Annotated in this window: 26 protein-coding genes; 1 reads left to right on the top strand and 25 read right to left on the bottom strand. The window is 49.6% G+C overall.

Going from position 1 to position 23,628, the window contains the following annotated elements:
• Positions 1-57: 57 nt before the first annotated feature.
• The 16 genes from ACF8D4_RS18570 to mioC all read right to left on the bottom strand — a co-directional run bounded on the left by ACF8D4_RS18570 (position 58) and on the right by mioC (position 16,261).
• Complete coding sequence (locus ACF8D4_RS18570) at positions 58-2,142, bottom strand: TonB-dependent siderophore receptor (protein ID WP_208142320.1); 2,085 nt, start codon at positions 2,140-2,142, stop codon at positions 58-60.
• A gap of 181 nt (positions 2,143-2,323) precedes the next feature.
• Positions 2,324-3,688 (bottom strand): bifunctional UDP-N-acetylglucosamine diphosphorylase/glucosamine-1-phosphate N-acetyltransferase GlmU, encoded by a 1,365-nt coding sequence (glmU, locus tag ACF8D4_RS18565; RefSeq protein WP_071237024.1) that lies wholly within the window; start codon positions 3,686-3,688, stop codon positions 2,324-2,326.
• A 155-nt stretch (positions 3,689-3,843) separates the two neighbouring features.
• Positions 3,844-4,272: a F0F1 ATP synthase subunit epsilon gene (locus ACF8D4_RS18560; RefSeq protein ID WP_025011732.1), complete on the bottom strand. Its 429-nt coding sequence runs from the start codon at positions 4,270-4,272 to the stop codon at positions 3,844-3,846.
• A gap of 36 nt (positions 4,273-4,308) precedes the next feature.
• Entirely contained in the window at positions 4,309-5,697 is a 1,389-nt protein-coding gene (gene atpD / locus ACF8D4_RS18555; protein ID WP_025889685.1) for a F0F1 ATP synthase subunit beta, read from the bottom strand.
• A gap of 35 nt (positions 5,698-5,732) precedes the next feature.
• On the bottom strand, positions 5,733-6,593 hold the full coding sequence (atpG, locus tag ACF8D4_RS18550) for a F0F1 ATP synthase subunit gamma (RefSeq protein ID WP_025889684.1): 861 nt from the start codon (positions 6,591-6,593) through the stop codon (positions 5,733-5,735).
• A gap of 50 nt (positions 6,594-6,643) precedes the next feature.
• The gene (gene atpA / locus ACF8D4_RS18545; protein WP_025011731.1) at positions 6,644-8,185 is read right to left on the bottom strand and encodes a F0F1 ATP synthase subunit alpha; all 1,542 of its coding nucleotides are present in this window, start codon (positions 8,183-8,185) and stop codon (positions 6,644-6,646) included.
• A gap of 14 nt (positions 8,186-8,199) precedes the next feature.
• Positions 8,200-8,733 (bottom strand): F0F1 ATP synthase subunit delta, encoded by a 534-nt coding sequence (atpH, locus tag ACF8D4_RS18540; RefSeq protein WP_144437265.1) that lies wholly within the window; start codon positions 8,731-8,733, stop codon positions 8,200-8,202.
• A 15-nt stretch (positions 8,734-8,748) separates the two neighbouring features.
• On the bottom strand, positions 8,749-9,219 hold the full coding sequence (atpF, locus tag ACF8D4_RS18535; RefSeq protein ID WP_028780952.1) for a F0F1 ATP synthase subunit B: 471 nt from the start codon (positions 9,217-9,219) through the stop codon (positions 8,749-8,751).
• A gap of 37 nt (positions 9,220-9,256) precedes the next feature.
• Positions 9,257-9,508 (bottom strand): F0F1 ATP synthase subunit C, encoded by a 252-nt coding sequence (atpE, locus tag ACF8D4_RS18530; RefSeq protein WP_025011729.1) that lies wholly within the window; start codon positions 9,506-9,508, stop codon positions 9,257-9,259.
• 65 nt (positions 9,509-9,573) lie between these two features.
• On the bottom strand, positions 9,574-10,368 hold the full coding sequence (gene atpB / locus ACF8D4_RS18525) for a F0F1 ATP synthase subunit A (protein WP_025011728.1): 795 nt from the start codon (positions 10,366-10,368) through the stop codon (positions 9,574-9,576).
• A 12-nt stretch (positions 10,369-10,380) separates the two neighbouring features.
• The gene (locus tag ACF8D4_RS18520; protein ID WP_028780951.1) at positions 10,381-10,764 is read right to left on the bottom strand and encodes an ATP synthase subunit I; all 384 of its coding nucleotides are present in this window, start codon (positions 10,762-10,764) and stop codon (positions 10,381-10,383) included.
• A gap of 225 nt (positions 10,765-10,989) precedes the next feature.
• On the bottom strand, positions 10,990-11,871 hold the full coding sequence (locus ACF8D4_RS18515) for a ParB/RepB/Spo0J family partition protein (RefSeq protein WP_025889677.1): 882 nt from the start codon (positions 11,869-11,871) through the stop codon (positions 10,990-10,992).
• Positions 11,872-11,881: 10 nt separating this feature from the next.
• Complete coding sequence (locus tag ACF8D4_RS18510; protein ID WP_208137696.1) at positions 11,882-12,670, bottom strand: ParA family protein; 789 nt, start codon at positions 12,668-12,670, stop codon at positions 11,882-11,884.
• 86 nt (positions 12,671-12,756) lie between these two features.
• Positions 12,757-13,380, bottom strand: a complete 624-nt coding sequence (gene rsmG, locus ACF8D4_RS18505) for a 16S rRNA (guanine(527)-N(7))-methyltransferase RsmG (protein WP_025889675.1) — start codon at positions 13,378-13,380, stop codon at positions 12,757-12,759.
• 100 nt (positions 13,381-13,480) lie between these two features.
• Positions 13,481-15,370 (bottom strand): tRNA uridine-5-carboxymethylaminomethyl(34) synthesis enzyme MnmG, encoded by a 1,890-nt coding sequence (mnmG, locus tag ACF8D4_RS18500; protein WP_144135745.1) that lies wholly within the window; start codon positions 15,368-15,370, stop codon positions 13,481-13,483.
• Between the two features lie 450 nt (positions 15,371-15,820).
• A complete protein-coding gene (mioC, locus tag ACF8D4_RS18495) occupies positions 15,821-16,261 on the bottom strand; it encodes an FMN-binding protein MioC (RefSeq protein ID WP_028780948.1) in 441 nt (146 codons plus the stop codon).
• Between the two features lie 148 nt (positions 16,262-16,409).
• Here mioC and ACF8D4_RS18490 point away from each other — a divergent pair, with 148 nt between their 5' ends.
• Entirely contained in the window at positions 16,410-17,261 is an 852-nt protein-coding gene (locus tag ACF8D4_RS18490; protein WP_208137697.1) for an endonuclease/exonuclease/phosphatase family protein, read from the top strand.
• Here the strand turns inward: ACF8D4_RS18490 and ACF8D4_RS18485 are convergent.
• The 9 genes from ACF8D4_RS18485 to rnpA form a co-directional block, all read right to left on the bottom strand.
• A complete protein-coding gene (locus tag ACF8D4_RS18485; RefSeq protein WP_175472242.1) occupies positions 17,258-17,542 on the bottom strand; it encodes a hypothetical protein in 285 nt (94 codons plus the stop codon). The two genes, ACF8D4_RS18490 and ACF8D4_RS18485, sit on opposite strands and share 4 nt — an antisense overlap.
• Positions 17,436-17,723, bottom strand: a complete 288-nt coding sequence (locus tag ACF8D4_RS18480) for an ATP-binding cassette domain-containing protein (RefSeq protein WP_175472244.1) — start codon at positions 17,721-17,723, stop codon at positions 17,436-17,438. Before ACF8D4_RS18480 ends, ACF8D4_RS18485 begins: the two co-directional genes overlap by 107 nt.
• Positions 17,724-17,756: 33 nt before the next feature.
• Positions 17,757-18,500, bottom strand: a complete 744-nt coding sequence (locus ACF8D4_RS18475; RefSeq protein WP_208142321.1) for a zeta toxin family protein — start codon at positions 18,498-18,500, stop codon at positions 17,757-17,759.
• Positions 18,501-18,581: 81 nt separating this feature from the next.
• Complete coding sequence (locus tag ACF8D4_RS18470; RefSeq protein ID WP_392468914.1) at positions 18,582-19,082, bottom strand: hypothetical protein; 501 nt, start codon at positions 19,080-19,082, stop codon at positions 18,582-18,584.
• Positions 19,083-19,569: 487 nt separating this feature from the next.
• Positions 19,570-19,635: a hypothetical protein gene (locus ACF8D4_RS18465; RefSeq protein ID WP_367889502.1), complete on the bottom strand. Its 66-nt coding sequence runs from the start codon at positions 19,633-19,635 to the stop codon at positions 19,570-19,572.
• A 326-nt stretch (positions 19,636-19,961) separates the two neighbouring features.
• The gene (gene mnmE, locus ACF8D4_RS18460) at positions 19,962-21,323 is read right to left on the bottom strand and encodes a tRNA uridine-5-carboxymethylaminomethyl(34) synthesis GTPase MnmE (protein WP_392466144.1); all 1,362 of its coding nucleotides are present in this window, start codon (positions 21,321-21,323) and stop codon (positions 19,962-19,964) included.
• 80 nt (positions 21,324-21,403) lie between these two features.
• Complete coding sequence (yidC, locus tag ACF8D4_RS18455; protein WP_071237020.1) at positions 21,404-23,029, bottom strand: membrane protein insertase YidC; 1,626 nt, start codon at positions 23,027-23,029, stop codon at positions 21,404-21,406.
• 3 nt (positions 23,030-23,032) lie between these two features.
• Positions 23,033-23,287 (bottom strand): membrane protein insertion efficiency factor YidD, encoded by a 255-nt coding sequence (gene yidD / locus ACF8D4_RS18450; protein WP_081737191.1) that lies wholly within the window; start codon positions 23,285-23,287, stop codon positions 23,033-23,035.
• On the bottom strand, positions 23,254-23,610 hold the full coding sequence (gene rnpA / locus ACF8D4_RS18445) for a ribonuclease P protein component (RefSeq protein WP_025889662.1): 357 nt from the start codon (positions 23,608-23,610) through the stop codon (positions 23,254-23,256). The genes yidD and rnpA overlap by 34 nt, the downstream gene beginning before the upstream one ends.
• Between the last annotated feature and the right edge of the window lie 18 nt (positions 23,611-23,628).

Below are 23,628 nucleotides of genomic sequence, written 5' to 3'. Positions count from 1 at the left end.
AAAAATGCCGGTCACGGAGTGGCCGGCATTGCTGAATAGCATGATATCTATTGGCGATTAAAACTTGGCTTCAAGTGCCAGACTGAAATGGCGACCTTCACCGATAGTGACCATCTGGTAATCACCGCCATCCAGATAATCTTTATCGAACAAATTACGTATGTTGGCGCGAACACCCAACTTGGTACCGGCAATATCAAAGGTATAAGCTGCACCTATATCGAAACGTACATAACCGTCTTTGGTGATCTGATTGTTTTTATCAGCAAAGCGCTCACCGACATAAACGGCACCGAAGTTCAGAGCCAGTGCTTCAGTCATCTCATAACGGGTCCAAATATTGGCCGACCATTCAGGAGCATCTATAGGAGTCTTTCCATCCAGTTCATCTCCCGTCTTGTAAGTGGCATCCAGATACATCATGGAACCAGTCATAAACCACTTATCACTTAACTGCCCCTGAGCTCCCATCTCGAAACCCTTGTGATGCTGAGTCCCATCCTGACGGGTAATTTTGCTCTTATCACCTTGAGGGACATCCAAGCTGTGAGTGACAATCCTGTTGTCTATCTTAATATCAAACACAGCAGCGGTCAGCAACAAGCTATTGTCGAACAGCTCCCACTTGGTGCCCAATTCATACTGCTCACCATATTCGGGATCCAGTTCCATACCGTCATTAAGATCCAGTTCGTTATCAACACTTCCTTGAGGAACAAAGCTCTTGGAGTAGTTCAGGTAAATACTGCCATTATCCGTAGGCGAATAGATGATGCCAAACTTGGGAGACGTTGCGCTGTCGGTAACTCCGTCTTCTTTTTGCTCGTCATAGCGTATACCTGCGAGCAGTTTCCACTGTTCATTCAAGCTGATTAAATCCTGAATGTAGACGCCATAGAAGTCATATTCACTAGGGTCACCCTTGGCCACAGAGTGATAATCAAGATCCGGCTTGGCAGGTAGGCCTGTACCAGGAATTACGGTTATGGAGCCGCCGCGGTCGCGACGTTGTTGATAGAAGTAGTCCAGATAATTGGCACCTATCAGCAACTGATGCTCGATACTGCCTGTATTGAAATGACCACTGAAATCCACATATGCAGTCTTGTGCTGCCAATCATCATAACGATCGAAAGGTCTGATGCTATAGCCATCCGTCATCGCATTTTCATTATAAGACGGAGCAGAATCCAAGCGCTGACGCTGGAACTTCTGGTGGTTATATCCCAGCTTCACATTCCAGTCATCGTTGAGATGCCAAACCAAATCGGCTCCCATGTTCTGTACCTTATTATCGGTAAATGCCCAAGGCATATCCCAGATAATGTCTCTGCCACCGATAAGCTCACCTTTTTTATTCAACCAGCCACCCACATCAATCCCGGTCTTATCTTGGGTGTGGTCATATTTCAACGCCAAGGTAATATCGTCGCTGAGATCAAACTCCAGGTTTAAATAGCCCAGCCAACGATCTCTTTCCTGATTTTCACCATCCTGATATTCGCGCCAATATTGGGTGTCCTGCTTAACCAACACTGTGCGATAACGTATGGTTTGAGCTTCGTTTAGGCTACCACCGGCATCCAGCTGAAAGCGGGTAGAGCCATTGTCATCGGTATCAAACCCCAGGTTAAACAGAGTGTCGTAGGTCGGCTTCTTGGTCACCATATTAACCAAGCCACCAGGGCCTGACTGGCCGTAGAGCATACTGGATGGACCTTTGAGTACCTCTACCTGCTGCAGGGTTTCAATTGGTTGTACATAGTGCGACCACTGTTGATGACCATTGATCAAGTAGCCCGACCCAGAGTCCAGTTCAAACCCCCGAATAGAGAAAACCTGCCGGTTCCAACGCTGTGTACCCGCTGTGACCGAAGAGTCATTTACCAATACTTCAGCCAGGTTCGTTGCCAGCTGTTCATCGGTGACAAAGTCGGGGATAACGGTAACGGATTGAGGTGTATCCATCAGATTGATATCACCACGCATCGCACCTGAGGCAACGCCGGTCTTATAATCATTGAAGCTACGGCCGGTAACACTGATGCGTTCAATATCTTCTGGCGCTTGTTCTGCTGCCAGTGGCATTGAAGAGATAGCAGCAACCACAGCCATACCTACACAGGAAAACTTAAACCTCATAATCACCTCATTCTCGATGCCGGACCGGCAATCTGTTCTATTTTTGCCAGCAAATATAAATGAGAAGAATTAGTATTTAAGTTTCTTTACGGATATTTACAATTAAATATGATTGACTTCAAACCCATTCGCGGGTTTGTGAGATAGAAAGCACCCAGATGGGTGCTTTCATTTAAGGGAATTACTTCTTTTGCTTTTGTGGACGCTTCCAGTCCTTGATATGTTTCTGCTTGACCCTGGTAATAACCAGTTCATCAGCGCCGACATCACGGGTTACAGTGGAACCGGCTCCCAGTGTGGCTCCCTTGCCGATAGTGACAGGAGCAACCAGTTGAGTGTCGCTGCCGACAAACACTTCATCTTCAATAACGGTCAGATGTTTGTTGGCGCCATCATAATTGCAGGTAATGGTACCGGCCCCTATGTTTACCCCTTGGCCAATTTGTGCATCTCCGAGGTAAGCCAGATGCCCAGCCTTGGAGCCCACACCGAGTACGGCTTTCTTCATCTCAACAAAATTGCCTATGTGGGCATCTTGCTTAAGTTCAGCGCCCGGACGCAGACGAGCAAACGGGCCGGCACTGGCGCCATCACCCAACTTGGCGCCCTCTACTATGCTGTAAGGCTTAATCTCGGCGTTGTCGGCAATCTCACAATCGATAAGGATTGCCCCGGCGCCTACAGTCACGTTATTACCCAGCACCACTTTACCTTCGAAGATCACATTAACATCTATCATCACATCCATGCCGACGGTCACTTCACCGCGAACATCTATGCGTGCCGGATCTCTTAAGTTGGCACCATCCAGCATCAAGGCTTCAGCACAGCGTTGCTGATAAGCACGTTCCAACGCCGCCAACTGCACCCTGTTATTGGCGCCTTCGGTCTCTATGGAATTAACTGGATGAGCCGTGTCTATGGCCACACCATCTGCGTGAGCCATGGCAATCACATCAGTAAGATAAAACTCGCCCTGAGCATTGTTGTTTTCCAAGCGTCCGAGCCAGTTTTTCAATTGTTTGCCCGGCAATGCCATGATGCCGCTGTTGATCTCATTAATCTTGAGTTGCTCGGCAGTAGCATCTTTTTGTTCGACTATGCCAACCACCTTGCCATGCTCGCGCACCATACGGCCATAGCCGCTTGGGTCATCCAGATGCACTGTCAGTACGGCTACGCCATCGTTTTGCCTGGCAGCAAGCAGGGCTTCCAGAGTTTCCTTGCGGGTGAGGGGAACGTCACCATAGAGCACCAATACAGTGTCATTGTCATCTATCTGGGGAATCGCCTGGGCTACCGCGTGGCCAGTGCCAAGTTGTTCAGCCTGCAGCACAAAGTTAAGCGGTTGCTCGCCCAGTTCCGTCATCAGCTTGTCGCCGCCATAACCGTAAACCAGATTGATCTTGTCGGCATTAAGTGAATGAGCCGTATCAATCACATGCTGCACCATGGGCTTATGGGCAACCTTATGCAGGACTTTAGGCAAATCGGAACGCATCCGGGTCCCTTTCCCGGCGGCGAGAATTACAACATTCAATGACATGGGAGATTCCTTTTCTATAGGCTGGCGCAAGTGTACCGGAATCACAGAAAAAATGCAGCGCTCACGCAGCTTGGAAGCTTGCAAATCTGCTTGAGGCAAGCAGGAATAACAGACACAAAAAAGGCGCCCTGAGGCGCCTTTTTTCAGCAGTGCTGTTATCTGGCAATGTTCTTCTTGATGGTCTCAACGACCCGCAACTGAGCCACGGCCTTAGCCAGTTCAATTGCTGCCGCAGCATAATCGAAGTCAGCACCGGCATCGGCCATGTGGGCCTCAGCACGACGCTTGGCTTCTACTGCAGCCTGCTCGTCAATCTCATCGGCACGCATTACAACATCAGCCAATACGGACACGGAATTGGGTTGAACTTCCAGTAAACCACCTGAAAGGTAAAACACCTCTTCCTGACCATTTTGTTTGACGATGCGCGCCATGCCAGGTTTGATATTGGTCAGCAGCGGAGTGTGACCAGGCATAATACCCAGTTCACCCTCAGAACCTGTTACCTGTAAATGGGCAACAAGGCCTGAGAAGATTTTGCTCTCTGCACTGACGATATCAAGCTGTACTGTCATGGCTGCCATCCCGTTCTCCTTACCAAACTATGCAATATTGCCTAGTTATTTCTTATTGGCTTTCTCAACGGCTTCGTCGATTGAACCAACCATGTAGAACGCTTGCTCTGGCAGGTGATCGAACTCACCGTCCAGAATTCCCTTGAAGCCACGGATGGTTTCTTTCAGGGGCACGTACTTACCTGGAGAACCGGTAAAGACTTCAGCTACGTGGAATGGCTGAGACAGGAAACGCTCGATCTTACGGGCGCGGGATACTGTCATCTTGTCATCATCTGACAACTCGTCCATACCCAGAATAGCGATGATGTCTTTCAGCTCTTTGTAACGCTGCAGAACTGTCTGTACACCGTTTGCCACGTCATAGTGCTCTTGGCCAACAACCTGTGGATCCAGCTGACGAGAGGTGGAATCCAGTGGGTCAACCGCTGGGTAGATACCCAGAGAAGCGATTTGACGAGACAGTACCACAGTCGCATCCAAGTGGGCGAAGGTGGTTGCCGGGCTAGGGTCAGTCAAGTCATCCGCAGGTACGTATACCGCTTGTACCGAAGTGATAGAACCCACTTTGGTAGAAGTAATACGTTCTTGCAGAACACCCATCTCTTCAGCCAGTGTTGGCTGATAACCCACAGCAGAAGGCATACGACCCAGCAGTGCCGATACTTCGGTACCAGCCAGGGTGTAACGGTAGATGTTGTCAACGAACAACAGTACGTCACGACCTTCGTCACGGAACTTCTCGGCCATAGTCAGACCGGTCAGAGCAACACGCAGACGGTTACCTGGTGGCTCGTTCATCTGACCGTACACCATGGCTACCTTGTCCAGTACGCCTGAGTCTTTCATCTCGTAGTAGAAGTCGTTACCTTCACGGGTACGCTCACCTACACCGGCGAATACTGACAGACCTGAGTGGGCTTTAGCGATGTTGTTGATCAGTTCCATCATGTTAACTGTCTTACCAACACCCGCACCACCGAACAGACCTACTTTACCACCCTTGGCGAACGGACATACCAGGTCAATAACCTTGATGCCGGTTTCCAGCAATTCAGTGGTGTTAGATTGCTCTTCATAAGAAGGAGCATCACGGTGGATGATATAACGCTCATCTTCACCGATAGCGCCCGCTTCATCCACAGGCTCACCCAGAACGTTCATGATACGGCCAAGGGTCGCAGCCCCAACCGGAACGGAAATTGGTGAACCAGAGTTTTCTACCTCGATACCACGACGCAGACCATCGGAAGAACCCATGGCGATGGTACGAACTACACCACCACCCAGCTGTTGCTGAACTTCCAGCACCAAGCCTTTACAGGCGCCTTCGCCTGTGATCTTCAGAGCGTCATATACCTGAGGTACGGCATCTTGTGGAAACTCAACGTCCACAACCGCGCCAATCACTTGGACAACAGTACCTGTGCTCATGATTAATCCTCTAAAACTTGTATTCGTTACCCAGCCTAAACCGCGGCTGCACCTGACACAATTTCCGACAGCTCTTGCGTAATCGCCGCCTGACGGGCCTTGTTGTATACCAGTTGCAGATCATCGATCAGCGTGCCGGCGTTGTCTGTTGCTGCCTTCATGGCCACCATACGGGCAGCCTGCTCGGAAGCAATGTTTTCAACGACACCCTGATACACCTGAGACTCCACATAACGAACCAAAAGCTTGTCCAACAAGACCTTTGGATCTGGCTCATAGATGTAGTCCCAGCGATGCGCTACGTCATCTTCGTCTGATTTAGGCAAAGGTAGCAGCTGCTCGATCACAGGAGTCTGCGTCATGGTATTAACAAACTTGTTGAATACCACATACAGACGATCCAGCTTGCCTTCGTTGTAAGCCTGGAGCATTACCCGCACAGTACCAATTAGGTCAGCGAGCTTGGGAGCATCACCTAAACCTGAAGCATGGGCCTGTACCTTGCCACCAAAGCTCTTGAAAAACTGAACACTGCGAGCACCGATAGGGCAGAATTCAACTTCTACACCTTGCTCTTTCCAGCTTTTCACGTCTGCGACAACCTTTTTGAACAGGTTGACGTTCAGACCACCACAAAGGCCACGGTCGGTTGCCACTACTATGTAACCAACCCGCTTGGGTTCTCTCACCTCCAGGTAGGGGTGTTTGTACTCCAGAGAACCTTGAGCGACGTGACCGATCACCTTACGCATGCTCTCCGCATATGGACGGCTTGCAGCCATGCGGTCCTGCGCCTTGCGCATTTTGCTGGCTGCCACCATTTCCATGGCGGACGTGATCTTCTGAGTGTTTTTCACACTCGCGATCTTGGTTTTAATCTCTTTAGCGCCGGCCATCTCTACTCTCCAATCTGGACCTGAGGTGCCTTATGACACCTCGCATGTATTTACCAGGTTTGGGTTGCCACGAACTTGTCGAGACCAGCCTTCAGCTCAGCTTCGATTTCGGCATTGTAATCGCCGCTATCGTTGATCAGCTTCATCAGCTCAGCATGCTCGCCGTTCATGAAAGAGAGCAGAGCGGCTTCGAAGTCACCGATCTTCTTCAGCTCAATACCTTTCAGGTAGCCTTTTTCAGCTGCAAAAATAGATACAGCTTGGTCAGCTACGCTCATAGGAGCGTATTGCTTTTGCTTCATCAGTTCGGTTACACGCTCACCGTGCTCCAACTGGGCACGAGTTGCATCGTCAAGGTCAGACGCAAACTGTGAGAACGCAGCAAGCTCTCGATACTGTGCCAGAGCAGTACGGATACCGCCGGACAGTTTCTTGATGATCTTGGTCTGAGCCGCACCACCTACACGAGAAACAGAGATACCTGGGTTAACCGCTGGACGCAGGCCAGAGTTGAACAGGTCGGTTTCAAGGAAGATCTGACCGTCGGTAATAGAAATTACGTTGGTCGGTACGAACGCAGATACGTCACCTGCCTGGGTTTCAATAATTGGCAGAGCGGTCAAAGAACCCGTCTTGCCTTTTACTTCACCATTGGTGAACTTCTCAACGTACTCTTCGTTCACGCGGGAAGCACGTTCCAGCAGACGAGAGTGCAGATAGAATACGTCACCTGGGTAAGCTTCACGGCCTGGTGGACGCTTCAGCAGCAGGGAGATCTGACGGTAAGCAACAGCCTGCTTGGACAGGTCATCGTAAACGATCAGAGCATCTTCACCGCGGTCACGGAAATATTCACCCATGGTACAACCAGAGTATGGTGCCAGGTACTGCAGGGCAGCTGCTTCAGAAGCAGTAGCAACCACAACAATAGTGTTGGCCAGAGCACCGTGCTCTTCCAGCTTGCGTACTACGTTGGCAATAGTAGAAGCCTTCTGGCCTACTGCAACGTACACACACTTGATGCCGGAATCTTTCTGGTTGATGATGGCGTCAATAGCCATCGCAGTTTTACCGGTTTGACGGTCACCGATGATCAGCTCACGCTGACCACGACCGATAGGGATCATGGCATCAACCGCTTTATAACCGGTTTGCACCGGTTGAGATACGGATTGACGCTCAATAACACCAGGAGCAATCATTTCAACAGGTGCAAAACCATCGTTGTCGATTGGTCCTTTACCGTCGATTGGCTCACCCAGGGTGTTAACAACACGTCCCAGCAGACCACGACCCACTGGAACTTCCAGAATACGGCCAGTGGTTTTAACTTTTACGCCCTCAGCCAGATCGGCATAAGGACCCATAACTACGGCACCTACAGAATCACGTTCAAGGTTCAACGCGATTGCATAACGGTTGCCAGGCAGTTCGATCATCTCACCCTGCATTACATCGGCCAGGCCGTGAATGCGGATGATGCCGTCACTGACCGAAACGATAGTACCTTCGTTGCGGGCTTCACTGACGACTTCGAACTGCTCGATCCGCTGCTTAATCAGATCGCTGATTTCAGTGGAATTCAGTTGCATGCTCAAACTCCCAATTACGACTGCAGCTTATCAGACAGGCGGTTCAATTTACCGCGGATGGATCCGTCTATAACCAGATCCCCTGCCTTGATAATTACACCGGCGATAAGCTCGGCGTTGACGCTGCAATTCAGCTTAACTTTGCGTGCGAGACGTTTCTCTAAAGAAACACTGATCTGCTGTTGCTGCTCAGAGCTAAGCTCAGTAGCAGACACCACGCTGGCTTCGATTTCCTTAGCCCATTCGTGGCGAAACTCAGCATAGAGCTGAGATACAGCAGGCAGTACCTCCAAGCGACCGTTTTCAGCCATTACCTTGATCAGATTTTGACCGTGATCATCAATTTGCTCGCCACAGATATTGATAAAGAGTGCAGCTAGCTTATTGCTGGACATAGATCCAGCCAGCAGTGGCTTCATGGATTCGTTTTCACTCACCATTGCCGCGAAATCGAGCATTTCTGCCCAGTTTTCTACTGCTTGATGTTCAACAGCAAAGTCAAAAGCTGCCTTAGCGTAAGGGCGAGCAATGGTGGTTAACTCAGCCATAACTCAACTCCCTTATCAAATTTCAGCAACTAGTTTATTAACTATGTCGCTTTGGGCGGCTTCATCAATCGAACGCTCGAGGATCTTCTCTGCACCAGTGATGGCAAGAGTAGCAACCTGCTTACGCAGTTCCTCTTTCACGCGATTACGTTCAGCTTCAATTTCTGCTTTACCCTGAGCAATGATTTTCGCACGCTCAGCGTCTGCTTCAGCTTTGGCTTCGTCAATAATCTGAGCCTTGCGCTTGTTGGCAGACTCAATGATTTCGTTGGCTGTAGCCTTGGCGTCTTTCAGTTGGTCAGTCGCTTTCGCTTGAGCCAACTCCAGGTCTTTTGCTGCACGGTCAGCGTCAGCAAGACCATCAGCAATCCTTTTCTGGCGCGCTTCGATGGCATTCATCAAAGGGGGCCATACAAACTTCATGCAGAACCACACGAAGATAATAAAGGCGACCGTCTGACCGATTAGGGTAGCGTTGATATTCACAACAGCCTCCTATTTAGAGTTAAGACAGAAGCGTTTATTACAGCATTGCACCCAGTGGGTTAGTAAACAGCATGTAAAGTGCAATACCTACACCGATCATGGTTACGGCGTCGAGCAGACCCGCTACGATGAACATCTTAACTTGCAGCATAGGAGCCATTTCTGGTTGACGCGCAGCGCCTTCCAGGAACTTACCACCCAAAAGGCCGAAACCGATAGCGGTACCCAGTGCACCCAAACCAATGAGCAGAGCAACAGCAATTGCAGTAAAGCCCAGAATCGTTTCCATCTGTATCTCCAGTATCTAAATCTATGTTAGTTGATGATTTAGTTAAAAAATTTCTTCAGCAGTCCTTAATGATCTTCATGAGCCATGCTTAGGTAAACGATAGTCAGCATCATGAAAATAAACGCTTGCAGCGTGATAACCAGAATATGGAAGATCAGCCAGCCCAGTTGCAGAGTCACACCCAGAGCGGCAATCGCCAAGTTGGCACCATACATCAGCGCAATAAGGATGAAGATCAACTCACCTGCATACAAGTTACCAAAAAGACGTAGCCCCAATGAAATGGGCTTAGCTATCAAGGTAACTATTTCGAGCAGGAAGTTGACGGGTATCATTGCCCAATGGTTGAAGGGCTGTAGCGTCAGTTCTTTCGCAAAACCTGACACACCTTTGACCTTGATGCTGTAGTAAATAATCAGCACAAACACGCCCAACGCGAGGCTGAAAGTGATGTTAAGGTCAGTAGTCGGTACTATTTTCAGATAAGGCACACCAGCCAGAGAGGCCGCATGTGGTACCCAGTCAACGGGCACCATATCCATGAGATTCATCATGAATACCCACATGAAAATAGTCAGAGCAAGAGGTGCTATCAAGGCATTGCGACCATGGAATGTATCTTTAACGCTGTTGTCGACAAACTCGACGATCATTTCGATAAAGCATTGAAGCTTACCGGGAACGCCAGAAGTTGCCTTTTTGCCAACGCTGCGGAACAACCACAGAAACAGCACGCCAAGACCAACCGAAAAGAGCAATGAATCAACGTGCCATGTCCAGAAACCTTCACCAACGGTAAGGTTGGTAAGGTGATGCTGGATATAGCCCTGCGGTGTTAATGCTTCACCAGATGCAGCCATGATTCATCCCACTTAACTTTGCTTGAAGTACAAAGGAGCTGCCCAATGCACTACCAACGCCAGTACATAGCAAACAAAAAGGGGCATAAATGCGACCTTTAAATTGATAAATACCAGCGAAAACAATGCTATTGTTAACAGCAACTTTACCGCTTCCCCCCAGTAAAAGCCTTTGAGAACTTTACCGGCAGCGCTTGCTCCCATATGGGAAAAAGCCAGGGTCGCGAATACAAAATTAGGGAGCACAGCTATGGCAGTTCCTGCCAAAGCAGAATAGCCAAACTGGGCTCCCCACACGGCGAAAAAGATAATTGAAGCACCCCCAGCTATCGCCGCCTGCATCATCACCAACTTATAGGCTGACCAACGGCCACGACGCGCTAAAACCTTACTCAATCATTCTTCTCCGCATTACTACTTTTTGTTTCGATGACCGGACTACAAATATCCGTATGGAGTCGAGGTACAAAAAGCTTGCGAAAGTATACCTTTTCAAGTCTTCTTTGCAACTTTGAGATAAGTAAAAACCTCACCTTTTAACGTGATACAGACCCAAATTCGTATAAATGCAATATTAACAAACGTCACAAATTTACACTAAAAAGCGTTAACCACGTTTTTTTAATGGATTTTGGCAAGAATACCGTCTAATTCAGCCAGATTTTGATAGTTAATTACAATTTTTCCCTTTCCCTTACTACCGTGGGAAATGGAAACTTTTGCGCCTAACCTCTCAATTAACTGACTCTCCAGACGGGCAACATCGGTATCTTTTACAGGCTTTTCGGCCTCTTTGGCAGGATTTAAGACCTTATTTACCAATCGTTCGGTTTCACGAACGGTCAATTCCTTCGCCACCACCAATCGGGCAACAGAAGTTTGCTCTTCACCTTGCAAGGCCAGCAAGGCTCGGGCATGACCCATTTCGATATCACCATACTCCAACAACCGCTTTACCGGTTCATTCAGACCATTGAGCCGCAGCAGGTTCGAAACGGTAGCCCGGGATTTTCCCACAGCATCAGCTATTTGTTGGTGAGTGAGATCAAATTCTTCGATCAAGCGGTTAAGCGCAATGGCTTCTTCCATGGCATTGAGGTCTTCCCGCTGAATATTTTCAATCAGGGCAATAGCCACGGCAGCCTCATCGGCAACCTGTTTGACTATGCAGGGCACCTTGTCCAGCTTGGCAATTTGCGCCGCGCGCCAGCGACGTTCACCGGCGATGATTTCGTATTTGTCATCGCTGATCTTACGCACCACAATGGGCTGAATGACTCCCTGAGCCTTGATGGATTCGGCCAGCTCTTCCAGAGCCTCGGGCGACATGTCTTTACGGGGTTGATACTTGCCGGGCTGCAGCAGATCCACATCCAGGGTAAGCAGAGTTTCGCCGGCATCAACCTTGGATTGCTCGGCATCATCTCGCTTCTTGCTCGCCGCATGGCTGGTACTCAAAAGTGCGTCCAGGCCCTTGCCCAGACCCCGTTTTTTCGGTGTCATGCTCATTCCTTTATGCCTGTTTCGCTTGCGGGTTCTGTTCGGAGCGGCGAATAATTTCGCCGGCTAAAGCCAAATAAGCCTTGGCGCCGGCGCTGCTCTTGTCATAGTACATCGCCGGTGCGCCAAAACTCGGCGCCTCGGCCAAGCGAATATTTCTTGGGATAACAGTGCGGTAAACCTTGTCACCGAAATGCTGTTTCAGCTGATCGGAAACATCGTTGGCCAGACGGTTTCGGGGATCGTACATGGTTCTCAGTATCCCCTCGATCCCGAGTTTGGGATTGACCATGGCCGCCAGCTTGGAAATAGTATCCATCAGGGCGGTCAAGCCTTCCAGGGCATAGTACTCACACTGCATGGGAACCAGTACTGAGTCGGCCGCCGACATGGCGTTTACTGTCAACATATTCAGCGAAGGAGGGCAGTCGATAAAGATGAAGTCGTACTCATCCTGTACTTTTGCCAAGGCATTGCGCAAGCGAATCTCTCTGGCAAAGAACTCCATCAATTTGATTTCGGCGGCAGTCACATCACCGTTGGCGGCAACGAGATCGTATTTCCCGGCTGTGTTACGCACAACGACTTCGTCAAAACTCTTTTCTTCCACCAGCAACTCGTAGGCGGTGTTTTCAACTTCGTACTTGTCGACACCACTCCCCATGGTGGCATTGCCCTGGGGATCCAGATCGATCAATAGCACCCGCCGCTTGGTTGCCGCCAAAGAGGCTGCCAAATTAACACAAGTTGTTGTTTTTCCAACGCCACCTTTCTGGTTGGCTACGGCAATAATTCTCGCCACACTGTCACCTTGTCTGTCAATTTTGTTATTGATGCCCGGTTCCGTTTGCATCAAGTTGCTTGATACGCCAGCCAATTGCAAGGCATTCAAACCTGGGGAGCTATGATCAGCAGATGTCTCTGTTCATCCAATTTAGGAACCTTGAGTTCGATGGATTCCCTGATGCTGTATCCCTCAGGGATCCCGGTCAACTCATCAGGGTTCAACTGCCCTTTAAGGGCATAGAATACCCCATTTTGCGCCGGCAAATGCTGACACCAGCTTAACATGTCTGCCACTGAGGCAAAGGCGCGACTGAGCACCCCATCAAACCCTTGTGGATCCTGAAAGGCTTCCACCCGGCTCTCAACCGACTGTATATTTTTTAATTTGAGTTCAATCTGAACCTGTTTTTGAAAACGGATCCGCTTGCCCAGGCTATCGAGCAGCACAAATTCTTTATCCGGATTCAAAATCGCCAGCGGAATACCTGGTAACCCAGGGCCAGTACCCACATCAATAAAACGCTGCCCCTTGAGATGAGGGGAGACGACCAGGCTATCCATGATATGCCGGATAAGCATCTGCTCAGGATCGCGCACCGAGGTCAGGTTATAGGCCTTGTTCCATTTGTTGAGCATGGCAACAAAACCGAGCAGTTGTTGCTGCTGTTCATCCGATACATTGAGGCCAGTCTCTGCCAGATATGTTTTTAACTGTGCTGCAAGCACGGGTATTCTCCCCAGAAAAATACTGCGGGGCTATTATGCGGCCCCAAAACGGCCAAGGGAAGCATCCACTGCTTCCCCGGCTCTGGAATAGTTCACGGTATCAGGCCGAGCGGCGCAGTAATCCCCGTTTTTTCAGATGCACCAGCAAAATGGAGATGGCTGCCGGAGTTACCCCCGAGATCCTGGAAGCCTGGCCTATGGTTTCCGGTTTATGGGCATTGAGTTTGGCGATCACTTCATTGGACAAGCCCGGCACTTCGTTGTAATCGAGCTCCAGCGGCAGGCCGGTATTTTCGTTGCGCTGCGCTTTGGCGATCTCTTCCTGCTGGCGCTGAATATAACCGGCATATTTAACCTGGATCTGCACCTGTTCAGCGGCTTGACGATCCTCAAGACCCGGTCCAAAGCCTTCGATCCCCATAAGCTTGTCATAATCCAACTCAGGACGACGCAACAGCTCTTCAAACGAGGCTTCGCGAGATATTGGCGTATTGAGATGCGGATTCAGCGCTTCAACCAGAGGTGAATTCACATGGATCCATTGACTGCGCAGGCGTTGCAGCTCAGATTCAATCGCCTCAACCTTGGCAGAGAACTTGGCCCAGCGTTGATCGTCAACCAAGCCCAACTCACGACCTTTCTCGGTCAGGCGCAGATCAGCATTGTCTTCACGCAGCAGCAAGCGGTATTCGGCGCGACTGGTGAACATGCGATAGGGCTCTTTGGTGCCCAGAGTCGAGAGGTCGTCCACCAACACACCGAGATAAGCCTGATCACGTCTAGGTGCCCAGGCGTCTTTGCCTTGTACCTGCAAAGCTGCATTCATGCCCGCCAGCAAACCTTGAGCTCCGGCTTCTTCATAACCTGTGGTCCCGTTGATCTGACCGGCAAAGAACAGCCCATCTATAGTTTTGGTTTCCAGCGAATTTTTCAGATCTCGGGGATCAAAATAATCATATTCGATGGCATAGCCTGGACGCATGATCTCGGCATTTTCCATCCCCTTGATCGAGCGAACCAAGGCAATTTGTACATCGAATGGCAAACTGGTGGAGATACCATTGGGGTATAACTCATTGGTATTGAGCCCCTCGGGTTCAATAAAGATCTGGTGAGAACTCTTGTCGGCAAAGCGATGGATCTTGTCTTCAATCGATGGACAGTATCTCGGACCTATACCTTCGATAACCCCTGAATACATGGGACTTCGATCCAAGCCACCACGAATGATTTCATGGGTTTTCTCATTGGTATGAGTGATATAGCAAGAAATTTGCTGTGGATGCTGACTCACATCTCCGATAAAAGACATCACAGGAAGAGGATTATCCCCCTGCTGTTCAGTCATCTGCTGGAAGTTGACGCTGCGGGCATCGATACGCGGTGGTGTACCTGTCTTAAGACGGCCAACCCGAATAGGCAACTCCCTGAGTCTGTGGGCCAGGGCGATCGCCGGAGGATCACCGGCACGACCACCACTGTAGTTTTCCAGACCTATGTGGATCTTGCCACCGAGGAAAGTGCCGGCAGTCAACACCACTGCAGGTGCTTCAAAAGCCAGCCCCATCTGGGTGACAACCCCTATGACTCTGTTGTTTTCAACAACCAGATCGTCAACAGCCTGTTGAAAGATCCTTAAGTTAGGTTGGTTTTGTAATATCTGTTGGATCTTTTGCCGATACAAGGCTCGATCCGCTTGGGCTCTGGTAGCTCTTACCGCTGGACCCTTACTTGAATTCAGGGTTCTGAATTGGATCCCGGCATAGTCAGTTGCTGTTGCCATGGCGCCACCCAAGGCATCTATCTCTTTAACCAAGTGCCCTTTACCTATACCCCCTATAGCCGGGTTACAGGACATCTGACCCAAAGTGTCAATATTGTGGGTCAGGAGTAGGGTATTGACACCCATTCTGGCAGCAGCCAATGCGGCTTCAGTTCCGGCATGACCACCACCTACAACAATTACATCAAACCGTTCATGAAAACGCATAGATTTACCTTTGGCTGGGTAAGGGATGAAAAAGGAATATCAGCCGATCATTTTAGCATCTGTAATGATGCAGGTGAATGCTCTATTTTGTGCTCTTGGATCGCAGGGGATCAGGCTTATAGATCTTAAGATCTTTATATAGATCTTCTTATTGTGTTTACTATTAGGATCGCACTTTGCTGTGGGTAAGGCTTATTGTTTATTTAAAACAACAGCTTAAATTGAAATGATCCTGTGATCTGTTGGCGATCTATCTCCATTAAAGCTGGGGATAGATCGCGATCTTATCCACAAGGCGGATCTGGGCCGTATCGAGGATCTGATTCATACAAAGATTGATCAGATCAAAATAAAGTATTATCCACAGAGTTATGTTTTTTAGACTTAATCTGTGGGTAAGTTAGATCTAAATTGTGAGTACTTGATGCTTTATTCAGGTTGAAAAGCATTTTATAACTCGGGCAGCCAGTCGTCGAGCCATGCCAATGCTGGATCTTCCGGTACGGGATCGTACTGAACATCGATCTGGATCTTATCCACATAGGGCTTGGCTCCCTTGGCGCTCAGTTGCTGTAGCAGCTTTTCCGGGCCTTGGCAGAAAGTGTCGTAACTCGAGTCGCCGATCGCACATAAAGCATACCGACAGTCCTGCAGGTTTTGGTTTGACTGGAGTAATTCCTGATAGAAGGGCTGCAAATTGTCCGGAAGATCGCCGGCCCCGTGGGTGGAGGAAACGATCAACCAAAGGGCTTTGGGATCCAGTTGCCCCAACTGTGGGGTTAAGTACAGGCTTGTCTGGTGGCCGTTTTGTTCAAGCTTATTGATGAGTTCTTCGGCGACATATTCGGCTCCTCCCAAGGTGGTTCCAACTAATACTTCGACTTTCGCCATGATAATCCTCTCTGTATGTAGCGCCTGGCGCCTTGATTTAATCGGCCCATATTAATCCAATTTGCGGTGACAGACAGCCTTGGGTAACCTGAGTTTGGGCACTATTGCATTGATCCTGTTGTAGGCTCTTTCTGCGCTTGAGGCTGATATGAAACTGAAGTGGTTGCTGATCTTCCCGTTGCTTTCTTTGCTGGTGATACTAGGGGGATGGCATTGGTTGTTTACCGTACCGGCAGATGTTCAACTGCAATCTGATGGGGTTGATTCCAATACCGGCGCGGCCTGTATCCAAACGCCAACGGCAAAGGCGCTGGATAAGAATGGTGAGTTTGGCGTGTTGATCTGGAATATTCAGAAGCAGCAAAACGGCCTGTGGCGTTCTCGTCTCGATGATTTTACAACAGGCAGGCAGTTGGTGCTGCTGCAGGAAGCCAGTCTGGATCCCGGCATGTACCTTTATTTGAGTGCTGCGCAGTGGTTTTGGCGTTTCGCCAACGCTTTCAGTGTATTGGATACCCCGGCCGGAGTGATGAATCTGTCACGCAGCGCTCCCTTGAGCAGTTGTGGCTACCGCACTCTTGAGCCCTGGTTGCGTTTGCCCAAGACGGCCTTGGTCGCTGAATATCCTTTGTCTGATGGTACATTATTGACTGTGGTAAATGTCCATGGAATTAACTTCAGTGTCGGTATCGAGGAATATCGGCAGCAACTTAAGTCTTTGACTGAAGCCCTGGCTGAGGAAAGAGTAGTGGGGCCTATTATTCTGGCGGGTGATTTCAATACCTGGAGTGAGGAACGCAGTATGTTGCTGGCCGCCTTCGCTTCCTCTTTGGGATTGAATGAGGCTCATTTTGGCGAGGATAACAGGGTAAGAGTTCTGGGGTATCCTTTGGATCATCTCTTTTATCGAGGATTGAAACCCAAAGAGCTGTATGTGCCGGAAACAGATGTGTCGGATCACAATCCTATGGTCGCCAGCTTTGTGATTGCCGAGCGCTAGGCCCTAAGTAACTCATGTTTCCCTGACATCTGTTCCTCCAAAAAAGGGCCTGTGACCGAAGTAGCGGAAGTCAGCATTCCTAACGGAGGGCCCTGATAGATTATCTTTCCGCCATGTTTTCCGGCTCCCGGGCCCATTTCTATTACGTGGTCGGCATTGGCTATCATCTCAAGATTATGCTCGACGATTATCACTGTTTTTCCTTGATCTGCGAGTAAGGTAAACAGCTCGAGCAGGCGCTCGACATCGGCCATATGCAGACCTGGGTTCATCAAAGACATAAATGCCTCCGCTTCGTTCCAGTTCTGCTGCCAGTTTGAGTCTCTGCCTTTCACCTCCGGATAAAGTGGACAGCCGCTGACCTATCTGTATGTAGCCGAGTCCTACCTGAATCAGGCGTGTCAGTGCATTTACTATTTTCGTCTGGTGCTTGAATACCTGCAGAACCTCTTGCGGGCGCATGTTCATTATCTGAACGATAGATTTTCCAGCGACTCAAATGGTGCCGGCTTCCCCGCTGTATCCCGAACCTTGGCAGGTTTCACACATAGACTCAATAGTTTCAAGAAACGCAAGATCTGTGCGTACAACACCTCGTCCTTTACATGCAGGGCAAGCCCCGGCTGCATTGTTACTGAATAGACCGACAGCTTTGCCACTCTGCCTGGCGAAATGGCGACGTATATCATCCAGGATACCGAGATAGCTGGCAGGGGTTGAACGGGAGGATGCGCGAAGATCATCTTGATCAATCACCACCACGTCTGCATAAAGGCGGGGCAATATCCTATTGGCTAACATCGATTTCCCCGAGCCTGCGACACCGGCAACCACGGTTACGACCCCGAGGGGAATATCGACCGACAGATCATGAACATTGAACATAGACTGATGCTCAAGCTTGAGCCAACCTGAGTTTTTACGCTGTGATACTCTTGGAGAACTTTTTCGGCGCAAGCCTTGGCCTGTCATGGTATCTGCTTGTTTGAGCCCTATAAAAGGGCCTTGATAAACTACCTGACCACCCGCTTCTCCGGCCCCAGGGCCCATATCGATAACATGATCGGCAATGGCAATTACATCTGGGTCATGTTCAACTATGAGGACACTATTTCCCTTATTCCGCAGGCGAGTGAGTAAATTGGCGAGTTGACGGACATCGCGGGCATGCAGCCCGACGCTGGGTTCATCAAAGATATATGCAATATCGCTGAGACTACTGCCAAGGTGGCGGATCATCTTGATCCGTGAGACTCACCACCTGACAGACCTGATGTCTCTATTCAAATTAAATTTGTTGTTTGGGTGTGGGTACGTCTGCTACTGATATTCTGCCTTCCACAAAGTCAGAGGTTCGGCAGAGCACCATTGCCAGAATTTCTTCTCCACCAAGTCACTTGCCGCGGCAGCATCCCGCCCCTCAAACAAGCGCCAGTTTTCCTCTGCAGATTTCAGGGCATACTGTCTCAAGTGACCGGTGACCCTCTCGAAATCGGATGGCTCGAGAAGAAATATGCTGCCATCCCTGTAAGACTCCCAAGGTACCTGATCTTTAGGTTGTCGTTGATGATTCTGGAAGAACGCCTCGCTGTAGATGCTGGCCGAACCACCCGCAGACACACAGTCGCCCCAACGTTGGCAGCGAAAGAAAAACTCGTCCTCTGCCTCGGCAGTGCCTGTTAGCTCTCTATAGGGGCAAGCTGTTTCCCAAGGCTTATTGATATTGGCCTCGGCCACACCTTGGCGCGCAAACTCTATCTCATGGGGCTTGGGGAACCTGTCCATCAGTAATTGCGCTGGTTCGCCACTCTCGTCTGCCATCAAAATGGAGGTAGTTCCCAAAAGGAACACACCGAGCGCGACGCGGGTGAAAGTTGACTTTGAAAACGATGGCATCAAGCGAAATGACATTCTACAACCCTCTGAAGGACTAAGTTATTTATCCAGAAACAGGAATAGGCCGTTTATAACTATGGCCTTTATCCTTACTTGTGCTGGTTACTTACGAGTACTGCCCTTTGAAGCAGTCTCGTTGTAAGCGTTCAAGCCACCAGCCTTGGCAGTGCTCCGCCTCAGGGTTTGTTGATTTGGCTGTAATGGCAATTAGAGCAACAATTTCGATATACCAAGTCGTACCGTGACCGTGAAATTTTCGTGGTATATAGCTTCAACCCCTTGAAGCAATTGATAGTCATTTAGCGGTTATTATTAGAGCAATCCTTCGATGACTCAATTGCCCTTGGGAATAAAAATTACTCAGGCATACACCCTGAAGGATTAATTCATTAGTATGATGACATCATATTAATCAATTCTTTAAGGTTATTTTTCGATAAATATGTAGGAGATGCATTTTCACTGTGTTCGGTGAAATTTTCAGTTTGGCGATTTAGGTGAAAGTAATCAATGAAGCTAGCTGAACGCTTGGTTCGATTCTCAAATCTATGCTTCTGAGATTGCCACTCAACCAGTCGTTTTCGGCGAGAAGCATATGTTCTTTATTGTGTTGGCGCTGGGTAGGTTTTTGGGGGGCGTCGTGATTTTTTATATTTAGACTCCACTTGGGCCCCAATCAGTGCGAGTAGCATGTCATGGAGCCCAAATGGGGACTAGATTTGGCAACAAACGGAAAATGACGAACTAATAAAATCAGTGGGTTATCTGCTATCGTTTGCTGTTGTTTTCCGTTATTTGCCCACTTTATTTCCCAATACAGAAACTGGAAAAAATTCTTCCCAGTAAATCATCAGAGGTAAATTGGCCTGTGATCTCGGCCAGAGCCTGTTGAGTCATGCGCAGTTCTTCGGCCAGCAGCTCACCTGCCTGATAGACTTCCAGCTGTACTTTGCCCTGCTGCAGATGTTCACCGGCGACTTCCAGGGCTTCCAGGTGACGGCGACGGGCGATAAAACCGCCTTCCAGGTTACTTTGATAGCCCATCAGGTTCTTGAGGTGCTGTTTCAGCGCATCGACCCCGAGTCCGGTTTTGGCTGAGATCCTAAAGACGTCATAGCCTTTCTCTTCGCAGGGGCTCAGTGACTCACCGGTCAAATCCGCCTTATTACGTACCACAGTGACGCCGAGGTTTTCCGGCAGGCGATCAATAAAGTCCGGCCAGATTTCATGGGGATCAATCGCTTGGGTTTCTGTGCCATCTACCATAAACAGCACTCTGTCGGCGGTGGCGATTTCGGCCCAGGCTCTTTCTATCCCTATCTGTTCCACTGTGTCAGTGGTGTCGCGCAGGCCAGCTGTGTCTATGACATGCAGTGGCATGCCATCCAAGTGGATATGCTCCCGCAATACATCCCTTGTGGTGCCGGCTATTTCGGTGACAATCGCCGACTCTTTTCCCGCCAGGGCGTTGAGCAGACTGGACTTACCGGCGTTGGGGCGGCCGGCTATCACTACTTTCATCCCTTCGCGGATGATAGCGCCCTGTTTGGCACTGGCCTGTACCAAGTCCAGTTTATCTATGATGCGATAAAGGGCATTGGCAATCTTACCGTCGGAGAGGAAATCCACCTCTTCATCGGGAAAGTCGATGGCGGCCTCGACATAAAGACGCAGATTGGTAACCTGTTCCACCAACTCATGCACTTCGCGGGAAAACTCGCCTTGGAGTGATTGCAGTGCGCTCTTGGCGGCCTGTTCACTGGTGGCATCGATAAGATCGGCAATCGCTTCTGCCTGGGTCAGATCCAGCTTGTCATTCATAAAGGCCTGTTCGCTGAACTCCCCAGGGCGTGCCAAGCGGATCCCCTCGACTTCGAGGACTCGCTTAATCAGCATGTCCATGACGATTTGGCCTCCATGGCCCTGAAGTTCCAGTACGTCTTCACCGGTAAAGGAATTCGGGCCTTTGAAGAACAGGGCGATCCCCTGATCCAGCACTTCTCCATGACTTCCCTTGAAATCACAGTAATCGGCATATCTTGGCTTGGGCTGGTGGCCCAGCAATGCCTGTGCAACGGCTTGGGCCTTGGGCCCCGAGACTCTGACTATGCCTACACCACCGCGGCCTGGAGCGGTGGCCTGTGCCACGATAGTATCTGTTGTCACTGCATTAACCCTTGAAAACGTATTTATAAAAGCAAAAGGCGACCCTTAGGCCGCCTTTGATCATTTGACCCAAAATCGGCTTATTTTAAGCCTTTTTTCTCCAGGCCGGCATAGATAATCTTCTGCTGGATAATGGCAACTATGTTACCCACCAACCAGTAGAGTACCAGACCGGATGGGAACCAGAGGAAGAACACAGTAAAGATTACCGGCATCCATTGCATCATCTTCTGCTGCATAGGATCCATGGTCGGTGCCATTGGCTGCATTTTTTGCATCAGGAACATGGAAACACCCATCAGCAGCGGCAGAATGTAGTAAGGATCCTGTACCGACAGATCGTCAATCCACAGCATGAACGGCGCATGACGCAGTTCAACACCTTCCATCAGTACCCAGTAAAGGGCAATAAAGATAGGCATTTGCAGCAAGATAGGCAGACAGCCACCCATAGGGTTCACTTTTTCCTTCTTGTACAACTCCATCATAGCCTGGCCCATCTTCTGGCGATCATCACCGAATTTGTCCTTCAGCTCCTGCAGTTTTGGTTGCAGGTTACGCATCTTGGCCATGGAGGTGTATTGCGCCTTGGTCAGCGGGAACAGAATACCGCGCACCGTCAGGGTGATCAGTATGATGGCCAAGCCCCAGTTACCCACTATTGACTGGAAGAACATCAGCAGCTTGTAGATAGGTACAGCCAGCCACCAGAGGAAGCCATAATCTACAACCAGGTTAAGGGTATCAGACAGCTCGGACAGGGCGGCTTGATCCTTTGGACCTACGTAGAAGTCGGCGCTCAGGGTCATTTCAGTGCCCGGGGCTACTGTCTTTGGCTCACCCAGGTAGCCAATGTTGGCGGTTCCTGAGCTCTCTCTGGTGAATATGGTGTTGGTTTCATTCTTTGGTGGAACCCAGGCTGACACAAAGTAGTGTTGCAGCATGGCGGCCCAGCCACCTTTGGTTTCCTTCTCCAGATCCTTTTCCTGGATATCGTCAAACTTGTACTTCTCGTAGCGGATATCGGCAGTTGAGAAGGCGGCACCACGATAGGTAGGCATCATCATGCTGCTGTCTGAAGGTTTGATGGTCTGTTTAATCTGACCGTACATCTGAACCTGCAGCGGCTCAGAAGTGGTGTTGTCAATTTTGTATTCAACTCCCACGGCAAACTGGCCTTTGTGGAAGGTGTAGATCTTGGTGTACTTGGCGCCGTTTGCTGCGGTGTAACTCAAAGGAACCGACAGTGTATCCTGGCCATCGGCAAGGGTGAATTCCTTGGCACTGGCAGAATAGGTGGCACGGCTATTGACACTGTCAGTACCGCCGGTGCCCATCAGGCCACTCTGGGCTATGTAAACAAAACCGGGTTTCTGTTCCAACAGGACAAACGGTTCATCTTTGTTCAGTTCCAGTTTGTGAGAAACCAGAGCAGCATGCACTATGTCACCACCGACAGGGTTGATCAGTACATCCAGTTGATCTGTGGTGACCCTGATAAGATCTTTGGACGCCACGGCCGTTTCTCCTGGCATGCCTGATTTGGCAACCGGAACGTCAGCGCTGTGAGTTGTCTCTTGAACGGAAGTGGCAACTGTATTTTCAGTTACAGCGGGTTTGGGTGCTTTATCGGTTTGCCACTGTTGCCACAGCAAGAAGCTGACAAACAGCAGGCCGATAAGCAGTAAATTGCGTTGAGATTCCATAGCCTATTTATTACACCTGTCATTTTTAGGGGGGACGGGATCACTGCCGCCCGGATGTAAAGGGTGACATTTTAATATGCGTTTGATTGCAAACCAACTCCCTTTAATCGTTCCGTGCACTCGCACAGCTTCTATGGCGTAGTGAGAGCAGGTTGGATTAAAGCGACAGCGAGGCCCCAGCAGTGGGCTGATAAGGAGTTGATAGGCTCTGATAGCCTTGATTATCAGCCATTGAAACGGCGACTGAGTTTGCGCCATAACTTTTCTACCAGCTTTCTGAGCTGTTCATTATCCATATCCAGCACACCGCCGCGAACCAGCACCACTATGTCCAGTGGAGGTAAATCATGTTGATTAAGGCGGAAGCTATCTCGGATCACCCGCTTGATGCGATTGCGTTGATTGGCTCTCTTTACATGGCGTTTGGCCACAGTAAGTCCAAGACGCGGATGTTGCATCTCATTGGGTACAGCAAGCAGGGTTATTTCAGCTGAGGAGGCTTTAATGGGGTTGGTAAATACAGTTTTGAATTGCGCGGGAGTTAGCAAGCGTAACTCCCGCGTAAAGGTGTAACGAGTCACCTAGTTGTCTACTCGCAA

It is taken from the genome of Shewanella sp. YQ_9 (assembly GCF_043103185.1).
Classification (GTDB): Bacteria; Pseudomonadota; Gammaproteobacteria; order Enterobacterales; family Shewanellaceae; genus Shewanella; species Shewanella algae.
This window is presented reverse-complemented; position numbering and strand designations above follow the sequence as displayed.